Consider the following 26,598-nt stretch of genomic DNA (forward strand, 5'->3'; position numbering starts at 1 on the left):
GGTCCCTGTGAACGACCGGATGAGTCTCGGCCCGGATGCGGCACGGCAGCTCGCCACCACCACCAAGACCACTCCGCAGATGCGCGGTATCACCCCGCGCTACCTGCTGCGCGCGCTGCCCTGGGTGGACGTCGAATCCGGTGTCTTCCGCGTCAACCGACGCCGCACCTACGTCGTCGGCGACGACCGCATCAGCACCTTCACCGAAGGCGACGACATCCGGGTCATCCCCGGCGATCTGCGCGAACTCCCCTACCTGCGGGCCGCCGACGACGAGCTGCTCACCGAACTCGCCGCCGCATTCACCCAGGTGCCCTTCGAGGCCGGGCAAATGCTCGTCGAGGACGGCGAGATGACGGACCGTCTGATGGTGATCGCCCAGGGCCGCGCCGAGAAGCGGGCGCACGGCCGCTACGGCGAGGACGCCCTCCTCGAAGTCATCGGCGACGGCCAGTTCTTCGACCTCGACTCCTGGACCCGCTCCGCTCCCATGCCGTACCGGGTCAAGGCGCTCACCCCCGGTGTGGCGCTCTGCCTCGACCGCGCCGCGCTCGCCCGGCTGCGCGACCGCGACGCCGGCATCCGCACGGCGATCGACGCCTACCTCGCGGCGGACGGCGTACTGCCCGGCGCCGAGGTGCCGGTGGACCTGTCCGCCGGGCACAGCGGCGAACCCGACCTGCCGGCCACCTTCGTCGACTACGAGGACGCGCCGCGCGAGTACCACATGACCCTCGCGCAGACCGTGCTGCGCATCCACACCCGGGTCTCCGACCTCTACAACGGCCCCATCGACCAGACCCGCGCCCAGTCCAACCTCACCGTGCACGCGCTCCGCGAACGGCAGGAGGCGTCGCTCCTCAACCACCCCGAGTTCGGCCTCTTCAACAACGTCGCCCCGGGCCAGCGGGTACAGGCGCGCCACGGTTCCCCCACCCCCGACGACCTGGACGAGCTGCTGACCCGGGTGTGGAAGCAGCCCGGCTACTTCCTCGCCCACCCGCGGGCCATCGCCGCGTTCGGCCGGGAATGTACCCGCCGGGGCGTGCCCCCGGTGATCGACACCAGCTTCGGCAGCCCGCTGCTGACCTGGCGCGGGGTGCCGCTGCTGCCCTCCGACAAGGTGCGGTTCTCCGGCGGCTCGGGCCTCGGCACCACCGAGATCCTGCTGATGCGGGTCGGCGAGGCCGAGCAGGGCGTGGTGGGGCTGCGCCCGTCGAAGGTCGAGGACGAGGTCGAACCCGGCCTGGCCATGCGGAACATGGGCGTGGACCAGAAGGGCATCACCTCGTACCTGATGACCGCCTACTTCAACGCCGCGGTGCTGGTGGAGGACGCCCTCGCCGTCCTCCAGAACGTCGAGGTGAACAACTACCATGACTACGCCTGACCTGGAGCGGGCCGGCCGGCCGTCCGCCGGCCGGTCGCCGACGGCCGTTCCGTTCCCGCGGCTCACCCCGCCGCCCGCCTTCTCGCCGGAGCTGGCCCGCCAGGACTTCCCCATCCTGCACCGGACCGTCAACGGCAAGCCGCTGGTCTGGCTCGACAACGGGGCCACCACCCAGAAGCCCCGCCAGGTCATCGAGGCGGTCGCCGGCTTCTACGGGGCGGGCAACTCCAACATCCACCGCGGTGCGCACACCATGGCCCGCGAGGCCACCGAGGCGTACGAGGCGGGCCGGGCGGCGGTCGCCCGGTTCCTGGGCGCGGCGTCCCCGGACGAGATCGTCTTCGTCCGCGGCACCACCGAGGCGATCAACCTCGTCGCCCAGAGCTGGGGCCGGTCCCACCTCGGCCCCGGTGACGACATCCTGGTACCGGTGCTGGAGCACCACTCCAACATCGTGCCCTGGCAGCTGGTCGCCAAGGAGACCCGGGCTCGGGTGGTGCCCGTACCGCTGCGCCCGGACGGGCAGATCGACTTCGGCGCCTACGCCGACCTGCTCTCCATGCGCACCCAACTCGTCGTCATCAGCCAGGCGTCGAACGTCCTGGGCAGCGTCCCGCCGGTGAAGGAGATGACCGCGCTCGCCCACCGCTACGGGGCCAAGGTCCTGGTCGACGGAGCCCAGGCGGTGGCCCACTTCCCCGTCGACGTGCAGGACCTGGACGCCGACTTCTATGCGTTCTCCGGCCACAAGCTGTTCGCCCCCACGGGCATCGGCGCGCTCTACGCCAAGCCGGAGGTCCTGGAGAGCATGGCGCCCTGGCAGGGCGGCGGCAACATGATCGAGTCCGTCGGCTTCGACCGCACCACCTATGCGCCGATGCCGCACCGCCTGGAGGCCGGCACCGGGCACATCTCCGGTGTGGTCGGCCTGCTCGCCGCGCTGAACTGGCTGACCTCCTTCGACCGGGACGCCATCGCCGCGTACGAGAACGGCCTGCTGGCGTACGCCCAGCAGGCCCTGGCGACGGTCCCCGGACTGGAACTGCTGGGCTCCGCCCCCGACCGGATCGCCGTCCTCACCTTCACCCTGGCCGGCCACGACCCGGCCGGGATCGCCGACTGGCTGGACCGCGACGGTATCGCCATCCGCGCCGGCCACCACTGCGCCCAGCCCGCCCTGGCCCACTACGGCCTGGACAGCGCGGCCCGCGCCTCGCTCGCCCTCTACAACACGTCCGAGGAGGTGGACCAACTCGTCGCGTCGCTGGGGCGGCTGGTACAGACCGCCGCCTGACGCGCACCGAACCGCGATGCTGCGGGCGGGGGTAGCCGGACTCGTCAACCCACCGCCTGCAGCGTCTACTTGATGCAACGTCAGTTATCGACCGTCAGTTACCGTCTGTGCTACTGACCGTGTGCGCGGCGGCGCTTGTGGCAACGTCGGTGATGGTGGGCGAGGGCGGCGTGCGGATCCGCGCCCTCGTCCACCCGCGTGTGGTCGGCGTGGACGGTGGCCGCGGTCGGCCGCGGTACGCCGTGGATCAGCGCGTGTTCGGCGGCCACGGCCAGCCGGTGGGCCCGGACCACGGTCAGCTGCGGATCGATGACGATATCGGCCTCGGCGCGCAGCGCATGCCCGATCCAGCGCATCCGCAGCTGGCCGACGTCCCGTACGCCGGGCACGTTCCGCAGCGCGGTCTCCGCGGCCTCGACCAGGGCCGGGTCGACCGAGTCCATCAGCAGCCGGACCACCTCGCGGGCGGCGTCCTTGAGGACGAGCAGGATCGCGGCGGTGATCAGCAGCCCGATGACCGGGTCGGCGGCCCGCCAGCCGAGCGCCGCGCCGCCCGCACCCAGCAGCACCGCGAGGGACGTGAACCCGTCGGTACGGCGTGCGGTCCGTCCGCGACCAGCGCGGCGGAGCCGATCCGCCGCCCGGTGCGGATGCGGTACCCGTTCACGTTCTCGGTCTCGGTCTCGTCATGCGGTGTACCGGGGGCGGTTTGCTCACTCACAGGCCGTCGCACCTTCCCGCCAGGTCCCGGGCGCGGGCTTGTGTCCGCGCGCTCGCCCCCTCATTATGTGCGTATGACCGCACGCATGCATCTATCGGATGCGCATGGTTCGCAGCGGTCGGACGGAGGGAGCGCGGTCGGGCACGGGTCCGACGGGCAGGGGCCGGACGACGGGGAGCGCATCGCCGTCGCCGTGGAGATCCTGGGGCTGCTCGCCGACCGCACCCGGCTGGCCCTGCTGCGGCGGCTGGGCGCGGGTGAGGCCGATGTGACCACCCTGACGGAGGCATGCGGCGCCTCGCGTACGTCCGTCAGCCAGCACCTGGCCCGGCTCCGGCTGGCCGGGCTGGTCACCACCCGCAAGGACGGCCGTCGGGCCGTGTACGCCCTGCGGCACGGGCATCTGCGGCGCCTGGTGGACGAGGCCCTCAGCGCCGCCGACCACCGGGTCCGTCACCTCCCGCCGCACGACTGACCCGGCACCGCGCCCGGTGCGGTTCCGGCACCGGGGCGGGTGCGGCCAGGACACCGCGCTCCACATGTCGAACCCGCGCCGACCTCATACCGTGGAGGAATGCGCGTCCTGGTGGTCGACGACGAGGTCCGCACGGCGGCGCTGCTGCGGCGCGGGCTCTCCGAGGAGGGCTACGCCGTCGACCTGGCGGCGGACGGCCCGGAGGCGGTGTGGCGGGCCGGCGAGGTGCTGTACGACCTGATCGTCCTCGATGTCCTGCTGCCGGGCTTCGACGGCTTCGAGGTGTGCCGCCGGCTGCGGGCCGGCGGCTGCTGGTCGCCGGTGCTGGTGCTCAGCGCCCGGAACACCGTCAGCGACCGGGTGCGCGGGCTGGACGCGGGGGCGGACGACTATCTGGCCAAGCCGTTCAGCTTCGCCGAACTGTTCGCGCGGCTGCGGGCCCTGGTGCGGCGCGGCGCACACGCACGGCCGACGCTGGTGTCCGTCGGCGATCTGCGGCTGGACCCGGCCAGCCGCCGGGCCTGGCGCGGCGAGACGGAACTTCGGCTGTCGCCCAAGGAGTTCGCGCTGCTGGAGCTGTTCCTGCGGCACCCCGGCGATGTGCTGACCCGGACCCGGATCCTGGAACACGTATGGGAGTTCCCGTGCGACGGGGTGTCCAACGTCGTCGATCAGTACGTGGCCTATCTGCGGCGCAAGATCGACCAGGGGGACCCGGTCTCCCACCTGGAGACGGTCCGTGGCGCCGGCTACCGGCTGCTCGACCCGGCCCCCGTGAACGGCGGTTGAGGCGCGACGGCCAGCGCCGTGGCGCCGGCCGCCCTCGGGTGGCGCCGGCCGCCCTCGGCGCGTACGGGCCGGCCGGCCGCGCACTCCGCCCGGCGGCCCGGCCGGCCCGCGCCCTTACGCAGGAACGCCGCCTCGTCACCGACGCGGGCCGTGAACTGCGCGCCCCCTGACCGCCCTCACGGCCGAGCCGCAACTCGCCGGCGCGGCCCACATGTCAGCATTCACATCTTCCGTACACGGTGGCCTCACCGACCGATCCGCACACTGACGGCAAGAACACCCCGGAACCGGAATCCAGGTGAGGTGAATTCCTATGGGGAGCACCAAGAAGTCATACCGCCTGCGGACCGCGGCCATCGGCGCCGCGTGCGCCGCCCTCCTCGCCGGCGGCGCGGGCACCGCGGTCGCCGCACCGAGCGCCCTACCGGGCCACCACTCGGCCATCGCCATCACCGCGACCACGGCGAAGCCGAAGAAGGAATCGATCAGCATCAAGGCGAGCGCCAAGTCGATCAAGGCCGGCCAGTCGGTCACTCTCAGCGGGCGGACCAAGAACATCCCGACCGGCACCAAGCTCACCGTGCAGCACCTGAACAAGGGCAAGTGGACCACGCTGCACGCCAGCACCAAGACCAAGCACGGCGGCAACTACAGCACCAAGGTGAAGCTCAGCAAGAAGGGCACGGAGAAGCTCCGGGTGGCGCACGGCAAGACCGTCTCGCCCACCGTCACGGTGACCGTGCACTGACGTCGGCTCACCACCACCCCGTCCGTAACTCACCTCCACAACTCACCCCCATCCCGTCCGTCCCCGCGCCGCCGGGGCGCCCCTCCGCACCGGGGCGCGCCCTGGCGGCGCTCCTGCGCGGTCGAGGCTGAGGTAGTCGAATCCGAGCCCGATCAGGTGCTCCAGGCGCTCGACCAGATTGGTCACCAGTGTGGACACCGTGGGGTGGTCGACATCCTGACCGCTGCCATGAGGGCGCCGATTTCCATTGCGGCGTAGGAAACGGCTGTCCATGCGACTGGTGCCCGTGGACCGCTCCCGGATCGATGACTTCGTGGCTGATCAGCGGGTGGCCGCGCCAGATCAGGGGGTGCGAGGGCGGAACCGGTGATGGAGGTTGGCCATTACCGGTCGGTGTTGGTGACGGGCGAGGTGGCGGTGGATCAAGGCGATGGTGCCGGGGGAGCGGAGCTGGGCAGGGCGGCGTGGGAAAAGGGTTGGCGCGGTTGCCGGGGGCTGCTCTACGCTCGACGATGTTGTTGACGGTGGCCTGGGCTGCCGTCGTCGGCTGTTGAGCATTCCGGGAGGTGCGTACTGATGACTGTCGTTGCGATGGGCGTTGCCCGCCTGCAGAAGTTCATCGATCCCACCCCCGTGGTCTCCGGCTGACACGACGTCACTCCTTCTTCCGCGCGCGTTTTCGCGCGTTGCCGGGACCGCTTCTCCTTGAAGGGTCATCCCGTTGTTCGACACTGATCTTCCTGCTGCGCAGCCGCTGTCCGCCTATGGCTGGGACGACGGTTTCGCGGAGAGTTTCACCCCCTTCGCCGGGCAGGGGTTCGTGCCCGGCCGTATCGTCCGCGTCGATCGCGGACGGGTGGACGCCGTGGTGCCCGACGGCGACGGTAACGGCGACGGCGACGGCGACGGCGTCCGTACGGTGTTGGCGGACACCGCGTTGGTGGCGACCGGCGATCCCATGAGGGTCCCGTGCACCGGCGACTGGGCCGTGATCGACTTGGCGAACGGACGGGTCGGCGACCATCTCGACGGCGTGGTACGGGCGTTGCTGCCGCGCCGTACCGCGTTCACCCGGTCCGCCTCGTCGAAGCGTTCGGAGGGGCAGATCCTCGCCGCGAACGTCGAGCACGCGGTGATCGCGGTGTCCCTCGCCGACGCGCTGGACCTCGGGCGTATCGAACGCTTCGTGTCCCTGGCGTGGGAGAGCGGGGCGCAGCCGCTGGTCGTGCTGACCAAGGCGGACCTGGTGGGGGACCAGGCCGGGGTCGGCCATCTCGTCGCGGATACGGAGGGCGCGGCGCCCGGAGTGCAGGTGCTGGCGGTCAGCGCGGCGACCGGGGACGGAATGGACGTGCTGGGTGCCGTGCTCGCCGGCGGCACGTCCGTACTGCTGGGGCGTTCCGGAGCCGGGAAGTCGACCCTGGCCAATGCGCTGATCGGCGCGTACGTACAGGATGTGCAGGCGATCCGCGACCGGGACGGCAAGGGGCGGCACACCACCACGACCCGGGATCTGCTGGTACTGCCCGGCGGCGGGGTGCTCATCGATACGCCGGGCCTGCGCGGCGTCGGGATGTGGGACGCGGAGAGCGGTCTGGCCCGGACGTTCGCGGAGGTGGAGGAACTGGCTGAGCGGTGCCGCTTCGCCGACTGCGCGCACGGGGCGGAGCCCGGCTGCGCGGTGCAGGAAGCCGTCGTAGACGGTGAGTTGACGGAGCGCCGGATGGAGAGCTACCGCAAGCTCCAGCGCGAGAACCAGTGGATCGTCGCGAAGACGGACGCCCGACTGAGGGCGGAGCGCCGACGTGAATGGAAGCAGCGGCAGGCGCTGGGGCGGCACATGATGGAGCGGAAGAGGGGGAGGTAGAGCCAGCAGGGGCCGGGGCTGTGCCTGGTCCGGTTCGTTCGGGTTCGGTCCGTGCCCGGTCCCGTTCCGTGGCGCGTGCGGGGCCGGGCGCTGCGTCCGATTTCCGCCGGTGGGGGCGTGGACGGTCCGCGCACGCGCGGTGGTCCGGGGACCGGGCGGCCGGACGGCGCCGCCGATCACCCTGCGGGGGCCGGCGGTGCCGTACCCGGTGGGATTCCGCTGCGGCCGGCATATCGGGGGCCGTACGCCGCCACCGGGATCTTCGTCTTCCTGTTCCTGGAGACGCGGGCGGGGCCGGGCGTCGAGGAGGAATGGGAGATCCGGCCGGTGGGCGAGCCCCGGGGGCAGCGGAGGCATCCCGTCTCCACCGCCGCAGCTGCCGCCGCACCTCCCGCCGCACGGGGCGGCTCCCTTACGGCATCGGCATCGCCGAGGTCGACGAGCCGGGCGGGCAGGCCGGGCCGACTGGGCGTAGCCGGCCGCCGGCGGGGCTGGTGTGCCCGGCGGCGCGGGGGACCGGCGGCCGGCTGGACGGCCGACCGCGGCCGACCGATCTGCGGGATCTGCCGACGGCCGTGCAGCGGCTGCGCCGGCTCTTCGACTCGACCCGGACGCCATCCGTACGCCGTCGCCGAGCGGCTGGGCGCGGATCCGCTGCTCGCCGCGCCGGCCACCGAGCGCCCGGGGCTGCGTCCGCCGGGCGCCGCCGACCCGGCGGAACTGGCCGTACGGACGGTGCCGGCCGGCCCGCCCGCGAGGTGGACGGAGCGGGCCCCGAGGCGGCGGAGCGGGCTCCGAGTCGGTGGAGCAGGCGCAGAGGGGGCGGAGTGGGCACCGGGGGCATGGCGGCCGTGGGGCGGGTACGCCCTGCACCATCTGTGGCGGGCGGGGCCGCTGCCCGAGGGGGACATGGGCGGCGGAGCACCGGCCGACCCGGCGAGGGAGGCGGCCTGAGGGGCGGGGTGAGGGGCGTCCTGAGGGGTGAGGTGAGTGAGTGGAGCGCGGGCCGGCGGGATGTGGTGGCCGAGCCCGCCCGCCCGGTCGTCGCTCAGCCGGCGATCAGTGCCCCCAGCCAGGCACCCATGACCACCAGGCAGGCGAACAGCTCGACCAGCACGCTCAACCCGATGGCGCGCATCGCCGTACGGGTGGAGGCGCGGGCGTCGCCGTGGCTGCCGAGGCGGATGCGTTCGAGGGCGTACAGCCCGCCGACGGAGCCGAGCAGGACGCCGATGACCGGGATCAGGAAGAAGCCCGCGATTCCGGCCATGCCCGCGAGGAACAGCGTGCGGTACGGCGCGCCCGCGTCGCGCAGACTGCGGGCCGGAAGCAGCCAGGTGAGTACCTGGTTGAGGAGCAGTACGGCGGTGGCGGCCATCAGTACCGCCCAGGCCGACGAGGCCCGCTCGGTCGTCGCCCACCACAGCAGACCGGCCCACACGATGAGCGGCCCCGGAATGCCCGGAACCAGCACCCCGAGTACCCCGAGCAGCATGACGAGCCCGACGGCGACCAGCTGCCACACACTCATGCGACGGCCCTGGGGGTGGCGGGGGTCTGCGCGGCGGGGGCGTGCGCGGGGTGGGCTGCGGGCCGTGCGGGGGTACGGCCGGCGCCGCCGGTGGCGGTACGCGCCCCGAGCGGCGCGCGACCGGCGTCGGCTCGCACGCTGAGCCCTCTCTCGGCCTTCCTGACGGCCCACATGGCCCAAGCCTGCCGGACGCGGGCGGGACGCGCTTGCCGGCACACGGGGGACGGGGGACGGTGCGCCGGGCGCGCGCCGGTGCCGACGGCGCCACCGGCGCGCACACGGTTTGCCGGACGCGCTTCAACCGGCATTGCCCGTAGGTGACTTGGGTGTTCGTGCGCCACTCGTACGGACATGGTGGGAGCGCCAGCAGAATGCCCATTTCGCGCCCTGTCTCAAGGGCGTACATCCAAGGACAATGCGGTCCATGAACCGGCAGGGGGCAGGGCACGGCAGGCGGGACGACTGGTGGTGGCGCGAGTTGTACGGCGACGGTGACGGCGCCGGCGCCGGGGAGGCAGCTGACGGCGGCAAGGGCAGAAGCGGCACCGTGCCGGACGCCGGCCCGTCGGACGCTCCGGACACACTGGACGAACGGGTCGCCTCGGCACTCCGTGCACTCGCGGGACGGGAGCGGGCGCGGCCCCCGGCTGCCCCGGACCCGTCCGCGGCACCCGATGTGCCCACGGCACCCGATGTGCCCATGACGCCCGATGCGCCCATGACGCCCGGCGTACCGGACGTTCAGGGTGTGCCGGATTCCCGCGTGGCACCGCGGCCTCCGGCCGGCGCGGCATCCCCGTCGCCACCCTCGCCCCCGTCCCCGCCCTCGCCCCCCACTGCGCCAAAGCCCGGTGATTCCCGGCGCCTTGACCCCCAGGGGGCAGGTGACCAGGGAGCCGATGCCCAGCGGCCCGACCGCCAGCGACCCGGCCCCCAGCGGTCCGGCCCCCAGCGACCCAGCCCCCAGCCGTTTGATGCCCGGCGGTTCGAGCCCAAGCCCTTCGAACCTCGGCGATGGGAGCCGACTCCCTGGGAGCCGAAGCAGTGGGAGCTGCCCAAGCGACGGCCGGCGCCACCGCCGCCACCCCCGCCGTCGCCGCCCATCCCGCTCCGGGCCACCGGTCCGGGGCCGCGCCCTTCCGCGCTCGCGCCCATAGGCCGCCCCAGCACCCCGGCCCGGGACGGCACCCCCGCCGACCCCCAACCACCATCCCCATCGAGGCCGCCCTCCCCACCGAAGCCCCCCTTCCCACCGGACCCACCGTCACCCGCGCCCCCCACCCGCGCCTCGGAGCCTGCGGCGCCCGCCCCCGAGCCGGCTCTCGTGCTCCCCGCCGCCGATCCGGACGCGCTCGACGCGCTGGCGCCCGACACCGTGCTGGACGGCGCCGGATACGGGTCCGTCACGCTCCGGGCCGTCTCCCAGCGCGGTGCCGCCGGCCGCGAACACGGTGAGCTGCGCCGCGACGCGCTGCTGACCGCCCGCTTCGGCACCGGCCGGGACGCGCTGCTGCTGGTGGCCGTCGCCACCGGCCTGCCGGCCGCCGGCCGGGACGCCCACCATGCCGCCCGCGACGCCTGCGCCTGGATCGGCGGGGCGGGCGGCCGCAACGCCACCCGATTGGCGGAAGACATCCGGGCCGACCGCCGCGACGCCCTCACGTCGGGACTCCAGCGCCTCACCGGCCGCACGTACGGGCAGTTGCGCGGCCGGGCGGCGGAACTGGGCGTGCCGCCCGAGGAGTACACGGCCGCCCTGCGCTGCCTCCTGGTGCCCGCCGCCCCCGGCTGCCGTACGCGGGTGTTCTTCGGCGTGGGCGCGGGCGGCATCTTCCGGCTGCGCAACGGCGCCTGGCGGGACCTGGAGCCCCCGGTGGCGGACGCCGGCACCGGCGCCGCTCCGGGCCCGCCCGGTGCCCCCGGCGCTCGCCGTGCCCGCCACGCGCCGTCCGGGCCCGGCACCGCGGGCCGTCCGGACCCGTTCCTCTTCCGTGCCACGCTCGCTCGCCCCGGGGACACGCTCCTGCTCTGCACCCCCGGCCTGGCCGACCCCTGGCACGGCGCTCCCGGCTTCGCCGCCCGGCTCGCCGGCCGGTGGTCCGATCCCCGGCCACCCGGACTGACGGACTTCCTGACCGACACCCAGACACCCCTCGCAGGCCATACCGAGGACCGCACGGCCGTGGGTGTCTGGGAGAGCTGACACGACGTGGCGGGGGGGCGCCGCGGAGCCCCGCCCCACCGCCCGTCCCCAGAGGCGAACCCCGCCACCCCATGGGTTGATGGAAGCGCGCCCCGGCCGACAGCCGAGAGGAGCGCGACCCAGCCGTCGGACAGGCACCGGCCGACCCGAGGAGTTCCCCTACATGGCCAAGCAGACCGTAGCCGAGCAGTTCATCGACATCCTGGTCCGCGCAGGCGTACGGCGGCTCTACGGTGTCGTCGGAGACAGTCTGAATCCGGTGGTGGACGCCATCCGCCGGCACTCCGGCATCGACTGGATCCAGGTCCGGCACGAGGAGGCCGCCGCGTTCGCCGCCGGTGCGGAGGCGCAGCTCACCGGGAAGCTGGCGGCCTGCGCGGGGTCCTGCGGGCCGGGCAACCTGCATCTGATCAACGGGCTCTACGACGCGCACCGGTCCATGGCGCCGGTGCTGGCCCTGGCCTCGCACATCCCGTCCAGCGAGATCGGCAGCGGCTTCTTCCAGGAGACGCACCCGGACCGGCTGTTCGCCGAGTGCAGCCACTACAGCGAGCTGATCTCCAGCGGCAGGCAGATGCCGCGGGTGCTCCAGACCGCGATCCAGCACGCCATCGGGCGGAGCGGGGTCTCGGTCGTCTCGCTCCCCGGCGACATCGCCGCCCAACCGGCTCCGGAGCGTGCGATCGAGCACGCGCTGGTGACCAGCCGCCCCTCGGTCCGTCCCGGTGACGACGAGATCGACCGGCTGGCCAGGATGGTCGACCGGGCCGGCAAGGTCACGCTGTTCTGCGGCAGCGGCACGGCGGGCGCGCACGCCGAGGTGATGGAGTTCGCGGAGCGGGTGAAGTCCCCGGTCGGGCACGCGCTGCGGGGCAAGGAGTGGATCCAGTACGAGAACCCGTACGACGTCGGCATGAGCGGGCTGCTCGGCTACGGTGCCGCCTACGAGGCCACCCACGAGTGCGATCTGCTGCTCCTGCTGGGCACGGACTTCCCGTACAACGCCTTCCTGCCCGACGACGTGCCGATCGTCCAGGTGGACGTCCGGCCGGAGCACCTCGGCCGACGCTCCCAGCTCGATCTCGCCGTCTGGGGCGATGTCCGCGAGACACTGCGCTGTCTGATCCCCAAGGTCCGGGAGAAGACCGACCGCAGGTTCCTCGACCGGATGCTGAAGAAGCACGCGGACGCGCTGGAAGGGGTGGTCAAGGCGTACACCCGCAAGGTGGAGAAGCATGTGCCGATCCACCCCGAGTACGTCGCGTCGGTCCTGGACGAGGAGGCCGCGGACGATGCGGTCTTCACCGTCGACACGGGCATGTGCAACGTCTGGGCGGCCCGCTACCTGAGCCCCAACGGGCGCCGGCGGGTGATCGGTTCGTTCACCCACGGCTCGATGGCGAACGCGCTGCCGCAGGCCGTCGGGGCCCAGTTCCTCGACCGCGACCGGCAGGTCGTCTCGATGTCGGGCGACGGCGGATTCGCCATGCTGATGGGCGACTTCCTCACGCTGGTGCAGTACGACCTGCCGGTGAAGGTCGTGCTGTTCAACAACTCCTCGCTCGGCATGGTGGAGTTGGAGATGATGGTCTCCGGTCTGCCGTCGTACGGGACGACCAACCGCAACCCCGACTTCGCGGCCATCGCCCGCGCGGCCGGGGCGCACGGCGAACGGGTGGAGAGGCCCAAGCAGCTGCGCGGCGCGCTGCGCGACGCGTTCCGGCACCGGGGGCCGGCGCTGGTCGATGTCGTCACCGACCCCAACGCGCTGTCCATCCCGCCGAAGATCAGCGCCGAGATGGTGTCCGGCTTCGCGCTCTCCGCGGGCAAGATCGTGCTGGCCGGGGGAGTGGGCCGGATGGTGCAGATGGCCCGCTCCAATCTCCGCAACATCCCGCGGATGTGAGGGAGTTGGGGCGCGGGTGCCGGGTGCCGGGTGCCGGGTGCGGGGTCAGGGTGAGGGGCGGCGGTGCTGCGGGCGCAGCCGCAGGGTGAGGATCTGGAACGGGCGCAGGGTGACGGTGAGGTCCGATGTCGGGCCGGCGTTCTCGTCGTGGACCGGGCGTTCCAGCAGGTCGGTGACGGTGGCGCGGTCGAGTGGGAAGCCGGGGGAGAGGGTGCCGGTCGCGCGACCGCCGTGGGATTCGTAGAGGCGGACGATCACATCGCCGCTGCGGTCGTCCGCGAGCTTGACCGACTCGACGGTGAGGGCGGGGTGGTCGAGGCGGACCAGCGGTGCGACGGGGGGTGCGGTGGCGGTCCGGAGGGGGAGGTTGAGGGCCAGTCCCTCGGCGATCGCCTCGCCGACCGCGGCGCCGGGGAGCAGCGCGTAGCGGAACCGGTGGCGGCCCTGGTCGGTCTCCGGGTCGGGGCTGTGCGGGGCGCGCAGCAGGGTGAGCCGTACGGTCGTGCCGAGGCCCTGGTCATGGGGGGTGCGGGTGACGTCATGGCCGTAGGTCGAGTCGTTGAGGAGCGCCACGCCGTAGCCGGGCTCGGCGACGTGCAGCCAGCGGTGGGCGCAGATCTCGAAACGGGCCGCGTCTCAGCTGGTGTTGGTGTGGGTGGGGCGGTGCACATGCCCGAACTGGATCTCGGCGGTGGACCGTTCGGCGTGCATGTCCAGGGGGAAGGCGGCCTTGAGGACCTTCTCCGACTCGTGCCAGTCGATGTCGGTGGCGATGTCCAGACGGCGCGATCCGGCCCGCAGGGTGAGGTCCTGGGTGACGCGGGAGTCGCCGAAGGTCCGGGTCACCCGCACGGTGGCGGCGAGCGGCCCGGCCGTGAGCAGCTCGACGGAGTCGGCGTCGGTGAGATCGGTGTGGCGGTTGCGGTAGTGCCGGTCGAGGTCCCAGGCGTCGTACCGGTTGGGGTGGTCGGGGTGCAGCTGGAGGAGGTTGCCGCGCGCGCCGGGCGCCAGCACCTCGCGCCCGGTGGCGAGATCGCATACGGAGGCCAGCAGGCCGTCGGTGTCGATGTCCACCCGCAGCTGCCCGTTGTCGAGGGTGAAGTGGCGGGCGCCGGCGCGGGTGCGGACGGGGGAGGGGGCGCCGGCGGCGGCCGGCGGGACGGGGGCGGAGCCCAGGGCGGGCACGTGGACGGCGACGGCCTCGGCATCCGGGCCGTCGGCCGGCTCGATGATCTCGTACCGGTCGTAGGGTGCGGCGTTGAAGACCGCCGGACCGGCCTGCCCGGCGTCCGGGCCCGCCGCGAGCGCCCCGAGCGCCTCCTCGATCAGGCCGGTCAGCTCCGCCTCCACCGCCGCGTAGGTGGCGCGCGCCTCACGGTGGACCCAGGCGATCGACGAGCCCGGCAGGATGTCGTGGAACTGGTGCAGGAGCACGGTCCTCCAGAGGCGGTCCAGCGCCTCGTACGGGTAGTCGTACGAGGACCCGCCGGGCTCCCCGGCGGACCGGACCGCCGCCGTCGCGGCCCACAACTCGGCCTCCCGCAGCAGGTGTTCGCACCGCCGATTTCCCTGTTTGGTCCTCGCCTGCGACGTGTAGGTGCCGCGGTGGAACTGGAGGTAGAGCTCACCCGACCAGACCGGGGCCGCCGCGCCGTACTCCTCGTGGGCGGCCGTGAAGAAGTGCGCCGGCGGCTCGACCGTGACGCGCGGGGAGCCCTCCAGCGAGCGCAGCCGGCGGGCCCGTTCGAGCATCTCGCGGGTGGGGCCGCCACCGCCGTCGCCCCAGCCGAACGGGACGAGGGAGCGGGTGGCGCGGCCCTTGTCGGCGAAGTTGCGTTCCGCGTGGGCGAGTTCGCGGCCGTGCAGTTGGGAGTTGTAGGTGTCGACGGGCGGGAAGTGGGTGAAGATCCGGGTGCCGTCGATGCCCTCCCACCAGAAGGTGTGGTGCGGCATCCGGTCCGTCTGGTTCCAGGAGAGCTTCTGGGTGAGGAACCAGCGCGCCCCGGCCAGCCGCGCGAGCTGCGGGAAGGCCGCGGTGTAGCCGAAGGAGTCGGGCAGCCAGATCTCCTCGGTCTCCACGCCGAACTCGTCGAGGAAGAAGCGCTTCCCGTGGGTCAGCTGGCGGGCCAGCGCCTCGCCGCCGGGCATGTTGGCGTCGGACTCCACCCACATCGATCCCACCGGCACCCAATTCCCCTTCCGTACCGCCTCCTTGATACGGGACCAGATGTGCGGTTGATGCTCCTTCACCCAGGCGTACTGCTGCGCCTGGGAGCAGGCGAAGACCAACTCGGGGTATTCGGCGGCGAGGTGGGTGACATTGGCGAAGGTGCGGGCGGCCTTGCGGACCGTTTCGCGCAGCGGCCACAGCCAGGCGGTGTCGATATGGGCGTGCCCGGTCGCCGAGACGCGGTGCGCGCTGGCGTGCGCCGGGCTGCCCAGGACGCCGGCCAGCGCCGCCCGCCCGGCCTGTGCCGTACCGCCGACGTCGTGCAGATCGACCGCGTCCAGCATGTTCTCCAGGGCCCGCAGGATCTCGTGCCGGCGGGTCCGGTCGACGGGCAGTTCGTGCATCAGCTCGGACAGCACCTCGATGTCGAGGATCAGCTGCCAGACGGTCTCGTCGAGCACGGCGAGCTCCGCGGACGCGAAGCGGTAAAGGGGGTGGCTTGGTGCGGTGCGCAGGTCGCCGAGGTCGGTGGGACGGAAGTCCCGCAGCACGGCCGGGTTCGCGGCGGCCTCCAGGAGGAGCCGGACCTCCTCGCCGCCCTCGGCGGGCGCGGCGACGGGGACGTGCCGGTTGCGCGGGTGGATGCCCTTGAGCGGCACGCCGCGGGCGTCGTGGACCAGCCCCTCCGCCTGGAACCCCGGTCCGTCGCCGCTGAAGCCGGGGTCGATGACGGCCTCCACCCGGCGCCCCGTCCACTCCCGCGGCACCTCGCCCGCCATCCGGAACCAGCTCGTCGACCACGGCGGCCCCCAGGCGTCCCCGACCGCGAACGGCTCGTACGCGGCCCGCAACGCCTCGTCCACGGGCACCGGTTCGCCGGGAGCGTGCCAGACCTCCAGCCGCAGCGGCCGGCGCGCGGCGTACTGCGCGGGCCGGATGAACTGCCCCAGCGCCCGCTCCAGGCGCCCCTCCACCAGCAGTCGGTCGTCGTGCACAGCGGCTCCTCACCTCGTACGGCACGCGCCCCGGCGCCGGGCCCGCGGACCGGGCGCGCTCCGGGCGTACCGGAGGCATACCCACTCGCGGGCCGGTGGCGAGCGCGGGGCGTCCGTCCGGGGCCGCCCGGACGCGGCGGCGGCGTCGCGGTCGGCAAGCGGAAGCATGGCGCCGGGCCGGGTGGGAATGCTGACCGTGAGGCTGTTCGAGACAGAGCGCTGAAGGTTCATCCGGGGCGGGGGAGAGCATGCGTCAGCCTGTGCGGCGCGAGGATCGGGACAGACGACAGGACACGGCCGGGAGGAACGGGGGCGGAGCGGTCGCGACCCGGGCGCCGGGAATATGGGAACGCAAGGTGCGGCAGGCCGATCTGAAGGCCGTCGGCGAGGTGCGCAGGGAGCTGCGTCAGCTGCTGCGGCGGTGGGCGCTGCCGGACGGCAGCGAGGCGGCGGACGCGGATGTCGCGACGCTGCTGGTCAGTGAACTGGTCACCAACGCCCTGGTGCACGCGGACGGCGGGGCGGTGGTGACGGCCCGGGTCACCGACCGGTTACGGGTGGAGGTGCGGGACTTCGCCGCGGGGCGCCCGGAGCCGCGGGCGGGCACGACTGACGGTACGTCAGGGAGGGGGCTGATGCTGGTGCGTTCGTTGGCGGATGCGTGGGGCATCCGGTCCGAGGGCGCCGGCAAGTGTGTGTGGTTCGAGTTGGGCGGCGGACCGGCCTGACGCGGAAGCGGGGGTGACGGTCGGCGCGGTCCGCCACCACTCACCCGAATTGCCGTTCGATCTCGGCGAGTTTCTCTTCCAGCGAGTCCAGTCGCGGCAGCGCCTGTGTGTCGTCCTCGGCGGTGAGATCCACGGTCGTACGTCGTCCGGGCACGGCGTCGGCGGCGTCAGCGCCGGTGACGGCCTTGAGGGCCGGGCGGGAGCGCTTTGGCGGGTCCCCTTGCAGCAGTGTCATCGGGTCGCCGGCTATGGCGGATTCCGGGCCGGCGTGCGCGCCCGCAGTCTCCCGCCCCGCTTCCGTGACGGCCTTCCCGGACACCTGCGCCGAGGTCTGCGGCCCCGCGGTCACCGCCAGCGGGCGCTGGCCGGTGCGGCCGATGCCCCAGGAGCGGTGCTGCCGGTTGAGCGCCCTTATACGGGCCCGGTCGAGCTTGCCCTGCTCGCGCCTGCGGAGCCGGTTCTGCTCCTTCTCCCGCTTGTCCTCGCGGACTTCCTCGACCGCCTCGTCCAGCGTCCGTACGCCCTCCAGCAGCATCAGCGACCAGGCCGCGAAGGTCTCACGCGGGGCCCGCAGCCAGCGCACGATCCGGATCTGCGGGAGCGGGCGGGGCACCAGACCCTGCTCGCGCAGCGCCGCCCGGCGGGTCTGCTTCAGCGCCCGGTCGAAGAGGACCGCGGCCGACAGCGACATGCCGGCGAAGAACTGCGGTGCGCCCGCGTGGTCCATGCCGCGCGGCGCGTGCACCCAGTTGAACCAGGCTGCGGCGCCCGCGAACGTCCACACCAGCATCCGGGAGCCGAGCGCCGCGTCACCGTGGCTGGCCTCGCGCACCGCCAGTACCGAGCAGAACATCGCCGCGCCGTCGAGGCCGAACGGCACCAGGTACTCCCAGCCGCCGGTGAGGCCCAGGTTCTGCACGCCGAAGCCGACCAGTCCGTGGAAGGAGAGCGCCGCGGCGACCGCGGCGCAGCAGAACAGCAGGAGATAGGAGGCCGAGGCGAAGACGGCTTCCTTGCGGCGGCGGCGCTCCTCGCTGCGCTCCCAGGAGTCTTCGCCGGTGCCTTCCCCGGCGCGTTTGCCGCGCAGCAGGACGACGGTGGTCGCCATGGCACCGGCGAGCAGCAGAACGGCTGGAATCAGCCAATTAAGCGATATATCGGTCATTTTCATTCCAGGTCCCTTGCTTCACGTTGCCGCGCGTGCGCGGATTCGCGCGCCATCCTGGCGGAAACGGCCCCGCTCCCAGGGGGTTTCGGAGCAAGAGGACGCCAAGGGGTGCCGGAGTGGGCAGTTGGACGTCCGTGGCGTCGAACTCCCTTTCAGATGGGGTGTGTTGCGTGCGAATTCATACCATCTTTTCGAGCGGCGTGCGGATCAGGCGGTTGCCGTGAGGCGCCGGATGCGGTCCGCGTCGCCGGTGCGCGGACAGGTGACGCAGGTGTCCTCGGGGCGCAGCGTGTAGAACATGCAGCAGCTCGCCCGGTCCCGCGTCGGCAGCGCCTCGCCGTCCGGCCCGGTCAGCTCGCGGAACGCGGCGCTCCCCACGTACGGGGCGGTGTCCCCCGGCAGCAGCCGCGTCAACTCGGCCACCGCGCGCCGCTCCTCGCCCAGCAGATGGCCGACGTACCAGAGCCCCTCGACGATCTCGTCGGACGCCATCCCCCACAGCGCCCGCGGCCCGCGCCGCATCCGGGTGCGGAAACCGTCGAGCACGGGCCCCAGGTGCTCGGCCACCGCCGCCCGCACCTCGGCGCGCAGGGCCTCTTCGTCCGCCACCACGCGGGCGCCGGACAGCTCCGCCGCGGGGTCGTCAGGAAGGCACCCGAACGAGCTGACGCGTACCGCCATCCGGCCCAGCGCCCGCTGGAAGCGGACGTCCTGAAGCGCCGGCCGCGGCACCCGGCGGTGCAGGAACCACGGGACGGTGATCAGCAGGCAGGCGGGCCAGGCGTAGCGGTGCAGCGCGAAGCTCGCGACGACGTCGGGGCGGGCGCGCTGCCCGTGGTCCCGCTGGATCTGCGCGTCGTCCCAGGAGAGGAAGGAGTCCAGCTCCGCACCGCCCGCGGCCAGTCCGGCCGCGCTCACCCAGCCGTCGCCGTCCGGTGGTGCCGCGTCCCACATGGTCACCCGCAGCGCGGGGAACACGTCGGTGAGCCGGGCGTAGGCGTCCTCGAGGGGGTGGAGAGCGGGCACGGCGGCGAGGGCAGAAGTCATGGGGGGACCACCGAATCGCGATCGTTAGCAGGTAAGGCTTACCTTATCCGAAATCCCTGCCCGCGCCTCGGAGTCGTGAACCGGTGCCTCGGCCGCTTATGGTGCTGGGAACCGTCAGGAGGAACCGTCATGGAGCAGGGCACAGCGGAGGAGCAGCCGCACACCTCGGCCTGGCTGCCCGCGCAGGCCGCCTCCGCCGTGCCGCACGACGCCCGGGGCGGTGACGACGGCCCCCGGCCGGCCACGCCCGGACCGCAGGTGCCGCGGCAGCGACCGCAGCGCCACTCGGTCCGCGGTCAGATCCTGGCGGCGCTGCGCCAGGCCCTGACCGCGGGCGAGCTGGTCGCCGGCGAGGTCTACTCGGCGCCGGTACTCGCCGAGCGGTACGGCGTCTCCGCGACCCCGGTACGCGAGGCCATGCAGCAGCTCGCCGGGGAAGGCGCCGTCGAGATCGTCCCCAACCGCGGCTTCCGGGTCTGCGAGCGCAGCGCCCGCGACCTCGCGGAGCTCGCCGAGGTCCGCACCATGCTGGAGGTGCCGGCGATCGTCCGGCTGGCCAGGGCGGTCCCGCCGGAGCGGTGGGAGGAGCTGCGCCCGCTCGCCGAGGCCGGCGTCACCGCCGCCGCCCACGGCGACCGGGCCGGCTACGCCGATGCCGACCACGCCTTCCACCAGGCCCTGATCGCCCTCACCGGCAACCGCCGGCTCACCCAGGTCACCGGCGAACTGCTGCGCCGCGCCCAGTGGCCGGCCGGCGGCACCCGGCGCCGTACGGCCGATCTGCTGGCCGACGCCTCCGAGCACACGGCCCTGCTCGACGCACTGATCGCCCAGGAATACGCGGTCGCCGAACGGATCGCCCGAGAGCACCTGTCGGCGGCCCGGCACCTGCACTGAGAAGCTCAGGCGGGCAGGGCGGGAGCGGCTACCGGAGTGGGCGGGCATCCGTCCGCGGCGGGCTGATGATCACGGGTCCCGGACGCGGCGCGCGCCGGCCGTGCGGCCGCGGCCGCGGTGTGCCGGGCGGCGTACGGCAGCCGGCCCGACGGCGCGGGGTCAGACGGAGGGCAGCAAGTCCACCAGCGGCAGGTCCGCGACGTCGCCGGCGGGCCGGGAGACGTACAGGTCGGCGTGGTAGAAGCCGTCGGACTCCTTGCCGGTGACGGACAGCCCGCGCGCTGCCAGCGCGTCGAAGGCCGCCCGCCGTTCGTCGCCGTCGGCGAACCGCCGCTGGCGGAACGTACGGGTGGTGACCTTCTCCGTGACCAGGCCGGCGCGGGACAGCAGCGTGGAGATCGGCCGGTAGGACACCGTACGCAGCACGAACGCGACGACCCAGGGCGGCGCGGTGACGCAGTCGAAGAGCTGGGCGAAGGTGCGCGCGGTGATGTAGCCGACGCCGCCGGTGACGGTGATCAGGTCGATGCCGTCGAGGGCGCGGCGCAGTGCGGGGCTGGGCGCGTCGCGCTCCAGGTTCTCCGGGAAGCCGTGGTCGATCAGGCCGACCGACCGGGCGTAGTCGACCGCGCGGTCCGCCGCGTCGATGCCGATCACCCGGGCCGCGTCGGGGCGGCGGCGGGTGGCGAAGAACCTGCGGTCGTCGCGGGCGAGTTGACTGCTTGTCAGCGCCTGCTGGGCGGGCGCGGTGTAGTGCTGGTAGAGGTCGTCGAGGACGATCTCGTAGTTGAGCAGTGCGGCGTTGACCCCGTATGAGCAGCAGAGGTCGACGACGCGGAGCGGTGGCCGGTCGCTGCGCCGGCGCTGAAGGGTTTCGGCGACGGCGCGGAACACCGCCTGGCCGTGGTGCGGAATCTGGTACTCCAGGGGTTGCAGCGTGCTGAAGTACCGGCGCGGATCAGGGCAGTTGTAGATCGCCTCGAAATCCGCCTTGCCCCAGTCGGTTCCAGCGGTGGTGTGGGTCACTCCTGGTGCCACGGTCGGCCTCCTGCCAAGGCATCTCTGCCGTAGGGAGCTGGTCCCGGACCAGCATCCAGGCCGCGCCGCCGCGTCACAGTGCGACTTGCGGCCATTCTCGGGGCCCCTGGGACGCGGAGCTACGTCCGGTCCGCGGCCCGCGCACCGGCACCATCCATCGTGGCCCGGCCGATCCCCCGCCGCCACCGCAAGCATCCGGCCAATCGCGCCGACGGGCGGCATGGCCGATGGCGGGGGGTTGACGGGGGCGGGGTGCCTGGCTGTACAGGCGGGGGTTGGGGGCGCGGCCGGCGTGGCTCGGGGGTGCGGCTCCGCGGGTGTGGGGCCGGGGTCGGGGCCCGGGGGTGTGGGGCGGGGCTGGGGTTACCGGTGTGCATGTGCGGGGGGGCTGGCGTTGGGGGGCGGGGTGCCTGGGGGTGCGTCGGGGCTGAGGCGCCCGGGTGCGGGGCGGGGGGCGTACGCGCCGTACGCAGCGTGGGCTTGGTGCGGGTGCGGGTGCGGGTGCGGGTGGGGTGCGTGGGCTTGGTGCGGGGTGCCCGCCTGTATGGCCCGCCGCCCACCCGTACCTTCTGTTTTTTCCCCGCCGCCCACCCCCCTTCGGGGGGTGGGCGGGTGTAGTGGTGAGGTTCGTAGCCCCCGGGGGCCAGTGGTACGGGGGCCAGAGCGGCCACGGTACGGGGGCCAGGGGACAGCCACGGTACGGGACCAGGGGCCGGCCCGGGTGTGTGGGCCGGAGGGGCGGCCCCGCATCTGCCCGCATGGCCGGGCGTGGGTCGGGGCCGATGTGCGGACCGACCGGGGGCTACGAGTCCGTTGGCTCCGGGGGGAGTTGGTCGGCGAGCCAGGTGGGGACGCCGCCCATGAGGCGGAAGAGGCGGGCGGCCTCGGTGCGGAGGCGGGCGGCCTCGTCGTCCGGGGCGGCGTCGGCCAGGGCGGCCAGGGCCGGGGCGGTACCGACGAGGAAGCCCAGTTCCTCACGGATCCGCAGGGACTCGGCGAAGCCGTGCCGGGCCTCCGTCAACTCCCCGTCGCGCAGCGCGAGTCCGGCCAGATGGCGCCAGGTGAAGGACAGCAGCAGGACGTCGCCGTGCGCGGTGGCACCGGCGTGCGCGCGGCGGTAGGCGGCGCGGGCCGCGTCCGGGCTGTCGGCGATGTGCTCGGCCATCAGCCCGCGCCGGAAGTCCAGCAGCGGCCGGCCGGCCGCCGCCGGGGCGAGCAGCGCGGCGGCCCTGCCCAGTGCCGAACGGGCTTCGTCGGCGCGGTCGCGTACGCCCAACACCGTTGCGGCGTAGGCGAGATGGCCGCGTTCACAGGCCGCGTCGCCGCGTTCCTCGTCGTCGCCGGCCAGTGCCTCCGCGGCGCGGAGCGCGTCCTCGGCCTCGGCCCAGCCGGTGGCCGTGAACATGCAGCGCTCGACGAGGAGCGCGGCGCGGCGCAGCGCGGCGGGGGCGTGGTGGGCGGCGTGCGGTTCCAGGAGTACGGCCGCGTCGTGCCAGCAGCCGCGGGAGCGCAGCCGCCAAACGGCGCGGTCGAGGGGGTCTTCCCCCTCGACCGTTCTGGCTGCTGCTGGTGGCACCGGTGCGGATGCCGGTCCTGGCACCTGGGCCGGTACCAGGTCCGCGGACCTGAGGGAATCCGCTGAATCCGCGGATCCTGACATGGCGGTATCCGCCACATTGCCCTCCCCGAGCGCGCCGTTGAGCGGGAATTCGGATGCAGTGGGCGAATCTCAGCACGAATTCCGGTACCGGGCCAAGGGGGTGGGTGAATGATTTCACAATCGGCTGAGGAGCCGCCGCGGCGGCTTCCGGGAGGCTGATCGGCCGTGGCCTGGCACGCGGCAGCCGACCGGTGCGCGATGGCCGTCGACGCGACGCCGCCCGATCGTGGTACCTCGAATGGCGGATAGGGGCGGATGGGAACGCGGAGGGGGGCGGATGCGTACGGGGCGGGCCGGATACGGGGGCGGGGCGGGCGTGCGCACCGGCGCCCCGGCACTCGCCCGCCCCCGGCGTCACGGGCTCGTACGCGGCGGGCGTCGGCGACCGTCTTCCGGTACGGGAGCCTCCGGTACGGGAGCCGTACGGGGCGGGGTCTCGGCGACCGTCGGCCGGCGCGGCTGCGCAGGTGCCGGGCCGGCGCTCCGCCCCGCCGTCAGCTCATCCGGAGGGCCAGGAAGAAGTCCAGCTTGTCCTCCAGGCGGGACAGGTCGCGGCCGGTCAGCTGCTCGATGCGGCCCACGCGGTAGCGGAGGGTGTTGACGTGCAGGTGGAGGCGGGTGGCGCAGCGGGTCCAGGAGCCGTCGCAGTCGAGGAACGCCTCCAGGGTGGGGATCAGTTCGGCGCGGTGGCGGCGGTCGTAGTCGCGCAGCGGGTCCAGGAGGCGGGCGGTGAAGGCGCGCCGGACGTCGTCGGGGACGAAGGGCAGCAGCAGGACGTGGGAGGCGAGCTCCTCGTGGCCGGCGGCGCAGACCCGGCCGGGGCGGGCGGCGGCGACCCGGCGGGCGTGCCGGGCCTCCTCCAGGGCGCCGCGCAGGCCCTCGGCGGAGTGCACGGAGGCGCTGACGCCGATCGTGAGGCGGCCGTCGCCGTCCAGGCCGCGGCTGAGCGGGTCCTGGACGACGCGGAGCAGGGCGTCGGCGTGCAGGCCGTCCGCCGAGGTGCCGTCCGTGGACTCGTCCGGGACGGCCGGCAGCGGGACCAGGGCCACCGCCTCGTCGCCGGTGTGGGCGACCGCGATCCGGTCGGAGGGCTCGGGGCCGAAGGTGCCGGGGTCGACCAGCACCTCCTCCAGGAGGCTCTGGGCCACCGGGCCGCCGGGGACGTCGCCGCCCTCCCATTCGACCCGGGCCACCACGATCTGCCAGTGCGGGGCGGTGCCCAGCCCGGGGAGCAGCACCGGCGCCGCCACCCGGAGCCGGGCGGCGATCTCGGCGGGCGGCGCGCCGGTCTGGACCAGCTCCAGGACCTCCTGGGCGAGCCGTCGGCGGACCGTGCGGGCGGCGTCGCGGCGGTCGCGCTCGACGGCGATCAGCTGGGTGACGCCGTGCAGCAGGTCGAGACGCTCCTCGGGCCAGTCGCCGGCGTCCGCCTCGACGGCCAGCAGCCAGTCGCTGAGCAGCGTCTGGCGCAGGTCGCGGCCCTCGTAGCGGATCGGGAAAAGGGAGTACGTGGCTCCTCCCGGCCCGTCGCCCGACCCCCGCCCCTCATCGAGGCGCTGCGCGCCGCCCCCCTCGATCGTGACCCGGTGGGGGCCGCGGCGGCCGGTGCGGGCGGCGGCCAGATGCTCCCCCGCGAGCCGGGCGCCCAGCTCCGCCGGCAGCTCGGGCCCGGAGTCGGCGAGCGTCGAGCCGGCGATCTGGCGGCCGGTGGGGGAGAGCACCCAGGCCCGCAGGTCGAGGTCGGAGCCGAGCAGGTCCAGGACGACCTCGGGGCCGCCGCCGGCCGGACCGGACGTCATCAGGCGCCGGTGCCGGTCCACCACGGCGGCCAGATCGCCGGCCCGCTCGCTGGAGACCTGCCGGACGACATGCTCGGTGATGGAGGCGAACGAGACGTCCTCGACGACCGAGAAGAGCGGCAGGCGGTGCCGGCGGCAGGCCTGTACCAGGTCGTCGGGGATCGCCCCGAGCTCGGCCTCGCCGGCCGCGAGTCCGGCGACCCCGGCGGCGGCCAGGATGCGGACGAACCGCTCGGAGTCCTCCGGTTCACGGCGCCAGGCCAGGCCGGTGAGCACCAGCTCACCGCCGGAGAGATAACGGCTGGGATCCCGCAGGTCGGTGGTCATCACGCCACGGACGGTGCGGTCCAGCTCATCCTCGCCCCCGAGGAGCCGGAGGCCCAGAGAATGTGTGTCCAGGAGTGCGCGGAGCCGCATGACCTCGCCCGCCGTTCTTTGCTGTCTCGTGTTGCCGGTGGAATGCCGCGAGGTTTTGATTCCTCGTCTTTCGTTCGAATCTACAAGACGGGCGCCGTGGCCAGCCAACCGCTTCATGGTTTCGGTGACTGCACCGGGTGGGGGCAGTGCGCGTTCACTAAGCCCAACCGCGTTAACAAGACATGAACGGCTCGATGGCGACGAGGACCCGCCGTCCTCACCATGAGCAGCGAACGACCCCATTTCGTAGAAGAGGCCACCCATGGACTTCCTTCGCCCCGCCAGCTGGGAGGAGGCGCTCGCCGCCAAGGCAGAGCACCCTACCGCTGTGCCCATCGCGGGCGGCACGGACGTGATGGTCGAGATCAACTTCGACCACCGCCGCCCCGAGTACCTGCTCGACCTGGACCGCATCGGTGACCTGAGCGAGTGGGAGGTCGGAGAGAAGACCGTACGCCTGGGTGCCTCCGTTCCCTACACCAAGATCATGGAGAACCTGCGGGCCGAACTCCCGGGCCTGGCTCTGGCCTCGCACACCGTGGCCTCCCCGCAGATCCGCAACCGCGGCGGCGTCGGCGGCAACCTCGGCACCGCCTCGCCGGCCGGTGACGCGCACCCCGCGCTGCTCGCCTCCGGCTGCGAGGTCGAGGTCGAGTCGGTGCGCGGCCGGCGGATGATCCCGATCGATGAGTTCTACGTGGGCGTCAAGCGCAACGCGATGGCGCCCGACGAGCTGATCCGCTCGGTGCATCTGCCGAAGGCCGACGGACCGCAGCAGTTCTCCAAGGTCGGCACCCGCAACGCCATGGTCATCGCGGTGTGCGCCTTCGGTATCGCGCTGCACCCCGAGACCCGCACGGTCCGCACCGGCATCGGCTCCGCGGCACCCACCCCCGTACGGGCCAGGGAGGCCGAGGAGTTCCTCGCCGCGGCGCTGGAGGAGGGCGGCTTCTGGGAGTCGGGCAACCCCATCCCGCCGTCCGTCGCCAGGCAGTTCGCCCAGCTGGCATCCGGCGCCTGCAACCCGATCGACGACGTGCGCGGCAGCGCCAAGTACCGCCGGCACGCCGTGGGCATCATGGCGCGCCGCACCCTCGGCTGGACCTGGGAGTCCTACCGCGGACACGAGAGGAGCGCACAGTGCGCGTGAACTTCACCGTCAACGGCCGCGAGCAGCAGGCCGACGACGTCTGGGAAGGCGAGAGCCTGCTGTACGTCCTCCGCGAGCGGCTGGGCCTGCCGGGCTCCAAGAACGCCTGCGAGCAGGGTGAATGCGGCTCCTGCACGGTCCGCCTGGACGGTGTGCCGGTGTGCTCCTGCCTGGTCGCGGCCGGCCAGGTCGAGGGCCGCGAGGTGGTGACCGTCGAGGGCCTGGCCGACTACGCCAGGCAGCGCGCCGAGCACGGCGGCTGCGCCACCGGGGCCTGCGGCACCGGCCTGGACGCCGCCAAGCAGTGGCAGGCCAAGCCGGCGGACTCGCAGACCGGGGAGAACGGCACCCTCCCGCATGCGACGCTCTCGCCGATCCAGCAGGCGTTCATCGACGCCGGCGCGGTCCAGTGCGGCTTCTGCACCCCCGGCCTGCTGGTCGCCGCCGACGAGCTGCTGGAGCGCAACGACTCCCCGTCGGACGCCGACATCCGTGAGGCGCTGTCGGGCAACCTGTGCCGCTGCACGGGCTACGAGAAGATCCTCGACGCGGTCCGGCTGGCCGCCGCCCGCGGCGAGAACCGGACCGCCGGACAGGGGGCCTGA

At 73.5% G+C, this 26,598-nt stretch carries 18 protein-coding genes and 3 pseudogenes; 13 read left to right on the plus strand and 8 right to left on the minus strand.

Annotated features, from left to right (window positions below; genetic code table 11):
• Window positions 1–7 precede the first annotated feature (7 nt).
• On the plus strand, window positions 8–1,390 hold the full coding sequence (locus RZ84_RS28220) for a family 2B encapsulin nanocompartment shell protein (protein WP_043266901.1): 1,383 nt from the start codon (window positions 8–10) through the stop codon (window positions 1,388–1,390).
• Entirely contained in the window at window positions 1,377–2,684 is a 1,308-nt protein-coding gene (locus RZ84_RS28225; RefSeq protein WP_043266904.1) for a cysteine desulfurase, read from the plus strand. Before RZ84_RS28220 ends, RZ84_RS28225 begins: the two co-directional genes overlap by 14 nt.
• A 110-nt stretch (window positions 2,685–2,794) precedes the next feature.
• Here the strand turns inward: RZ84_RS28225 and RZ84_RS28230 are convergent.
• Window positions 2,795–3,342: pseudogene (locus RZ84_RS28230) on the minus strand (cation diffusion facilitator family transporter); the annotation flags it as partial.
• 136 nt (window positions 3,343–3,478) lie between these two features.
• On the opposite strand from RZ84_RS28230, the gene RZ84_RS28235 reads away from it, so the two are divergent.
• From RZ84_RS28235 to RZ84_RS41840, 5 genes and pseudogenes are all read left to right on the plus strand, one after another.
• The gene (locus tag RZ84_RS28235; protein WP_241777891.1) at window positions 3,479–3,880 is read left to right on the plus strand and encodes an ArsR/SmtB family transcription factor; all 402 of its coding nucleotides are present in this window, start codon (window positions 3,479–3,481) and stop codon (window positions 3,878–3,880) included.
• 99 nt (window positions 3,881–3,979) lie between these two features.
• Window positions 3,980–4,669, plus strand: coding sequence for a response regulator transcription factor (locus RZ84_RS28240; protein ID WP_043266907.1), 690 nt, complete (start codon window positions 3,980–3,982; stop codon window positions 4,667–4,669).
• A 313-nt stretch (window positions 4,670–4,982) separates the two neighbouring features.
• Window positions 4,983–5,417: a hypothetical protein gene (locus RZ84_RS28245; protein WP_043266909.1), complete on the plus strand. Its 435-nt coding sequence runs from the start codon at window positions 4,983–4,985 to the stop codon at window positions 5,415–5,417.
• A 721-nt stretch (window positions 5,418–6,138) separates the two neighbouring features.
• Window positions 6,139–7,284 carry a ribosome small subunit-dependent GTPase A gene (gene rsgA, locus RZ84_RS28250; RefSeq protein WP_043266911.1) on the plus strand — a complete coding sequence of 382 codons (1,146 nt, stop codon included), beginning with the start codon at window positions 6,139–6,141 and terminating at the stop codon, window positions 7,282–7,284.
• 383 nt (window positions 7,285–7,667) lie between these two features.
• Window positions 7,668–8,238: pseudogene (locus RZ84_RS41840) on the plus strand (AlkA N-terminal domain-containing protein); the annotation flags it as partial.
• A 94-nt stretch (window positions 8,239–8,332) separates the two neighbouring features.
• Here the strand turns inward: RZ84_RS41840 and RZ84_RS28255 are convergent.
• Window positions 8,333–8,815 carry a DUF456 domain-containing protein gene (locus tag RZ84_RS28255; RefSeq protein ID WP_198540062.1) on the minus strand — a complete coding sequence of 161 codons (483 nt, stop codon included), beginning with the start codon at window positions 8,813–8,815 and terminating at the stop codon, window positions 8,333–8,335.
• A gap of 1,324 nt (window positions 8,816–10,139) precedes the next feature.
• Here RZ84_RS28255 and RZ84_RS41850 point away from each other — a divergent pair.
• Together RZ84_RS41850 and RZ84_RS28265 are read left to right on the plus strand one after the other, a co-directional pair.
• Window positions 10,140–11,018 (plus strand): protein phosphatase 2C domain-containing protein, encoded by an 879-nt coding sequence (locus RZ84_RS41850; protein WP_052230197.1) that lies wholly within the window; start codon window positions 10,140–10,142, stop codon window positions 11,016–11,018.
• 163 nt (window positions 11,019–11,181) lie between these two features.
• Window positions 11,182–12,924 carry a pyruvate dehydrogenase gene (locus tag RZ84_RS28265; protein ID WP_043266917.1) on the plus strand — a complete coding sequence of 581 codons (1,743 nt, stop codon included), beginning with the start codon at window positions 11,182–11,184 and terminating at the stop codon, window positions 12,922–12,924.
• 45 nt (window positions 12,925–12,969) lie between these two features.
• Here the strand turns inward: RZ84_RS28265 and RZ84_RS28270 are convergent.
• Window positions 12,970–16,089 (minus strand): annotated as a pseudogene (locus RZ84_RS28270) (glycoside hydrolase family 38 C-terminal domain-containing protein).
• A 341-nt stretch (window positions 16,090–16,430) separates the two neighbouring features.
• Between RZ84_RS28270 and RZ84_RS28275 the strand changes: the two are divergent.
• A complete protein-coding gene (locus RZ84_RS28275; protein WP_043271047.1) occupies window positions 16,431–16,817 on the plus strand; it encodes an ATP-binding protein in 387 nt (128 codons plus the stop codon).
• 40 nt (window positions 16,818–16,857) lie between these two features.
• On the opposite strand, the gene RZ84_RS28280 is transcribed toward RZ84_RS28275, so the two are convergent.
• Together RZ84_RS28280 and RZ84_RS28285 are read right to left on the minus strand one after the other, a co-directional pair.
• Window positions 16,858–17,988, minus strand: a complete 1,131-nt coding sequence (locus RZ84_RS28280) for a DUF2637 domain-containing protein (RefSeq protein WP_043266918.1) — start codon at window positions 17,986–17,988, stop codon at window positions 16,858–16,860.
• 204 nt (window positions 17,989–18,192) lie between these two features.
• Complete coding sequence (locus RZ84_RS28285) at window positions 18,193–19,032, minus strand: (2Fe-2S)-binding protein (protein ID WP_043266920.1); 840 nt, start codon at window positions 19,030–19,032, stop codon at window positions 18,193–18,195.
• A 129-nt stretch (window positions 19,033–19,161) separates the two neighbouring features.
• Between RZ84_RS28285 and RZ84_RS28290 the strand changes: the two genes are divergently transcribed.
• Window positions 19,162–19,929 carry a GntR family transcriptional regulator gene (locus tag RZ84_RS28290; RefSeq protein ID WP_043266923.1) on the plus strand — a complete coding sequence of 256 codons (768 nt, stop codon included), beginning with the start codon at window positions 19,162–19,164 and terminating at the stop codon, window positions 19,927–19,929.
• Between the two features lie 159 nt (window positions 19,930–20,088).
• On the opposite strand, the gene RZ84_RS28295 is transcribed toward RZ84_RS28290, so the two are convergent.
• The 3 genes from RZ84_RS28295 to RZ84_RS28305 form a co-directional block, all read right to left on the minus strand.
• Window positions 20,089–20,955 carry a hypothetical protein gene (locus tag RZ84_RS28295; RefSeq protein WP_043266925.1) on the minus strand — a complete coding sequence of 289 codons (867 nt, stop codon included), beginning with the start codon at window positions 20,953–20,955 and terminating at the stop codon, window positions 20,089–20,091.
• A gap of 814 nt (window positions 20,956–21,769) precedes the next feature.
• Complete coding sequence (locus tag RZ84_RS28300) at window positions 21,770–22,642, minus strand: hypothetical protein (RefSeq protein ID WP_241777892.1); 873 nt, start codon at window positions 22,640–22,642, stop codon at window positions 21,770–21,772.
• A 479-nt stretch (window positions 22,643–23,121) separates the two neighbouring features.
• Window positions 23,122–24,843, minus strand: coding sequence for a PucR family transcriptional regulator (locus RZ84_RS28305; protein ID WP_043266928.1), 1,722 nt, complete (start codon window positions 24,841–24,843; stop codon window positions 23,122–23,124).
• Between the two features lie 262 nt (window positions 24,844–25,105).
• On the opposite strand from RZ84_RS28305, the gene RZ84_RS28310 reads away from it, so the two are divergent.
• Both RZ84_RS28310 and RZ84_RS28315 read left to right on the plus strand, forming a co-directional pair.
• Complete coding sequence (locus tag RZ84_RS28310) at window positions 25,106–25,993, plus strand: FAD binding domain-containing protein (RefSeq protein ID WP_043266930.1); 888 nt, start codon at window positions 25,106–25,108, stop codon at window positions 25,991–25,993.
• Window positions 25,984–26,598: a (2Fe-2S)-binding protein gene (locus RZ84_RS28315; protein WP_043266932.1), complete on the plus strand. Its 615-nt coding sequence runs from the start codon at window positions 25,984–25,986 to the stop codon at window positions 26,596–26,598. Before RZ84_RS28310 ends, RZ84_RS28315 begins: the two co-directional genes overlap by 10 nt.

It is taken from the genome of Streptomyces sp. CT34, assembly GCF_000805335.1.
Classification (GTDB): domain Bacteria; phylum Actinomycetota; class Actinomycetes; order Streptomycetales; family Streptomycetaceae; genus Streptomyces.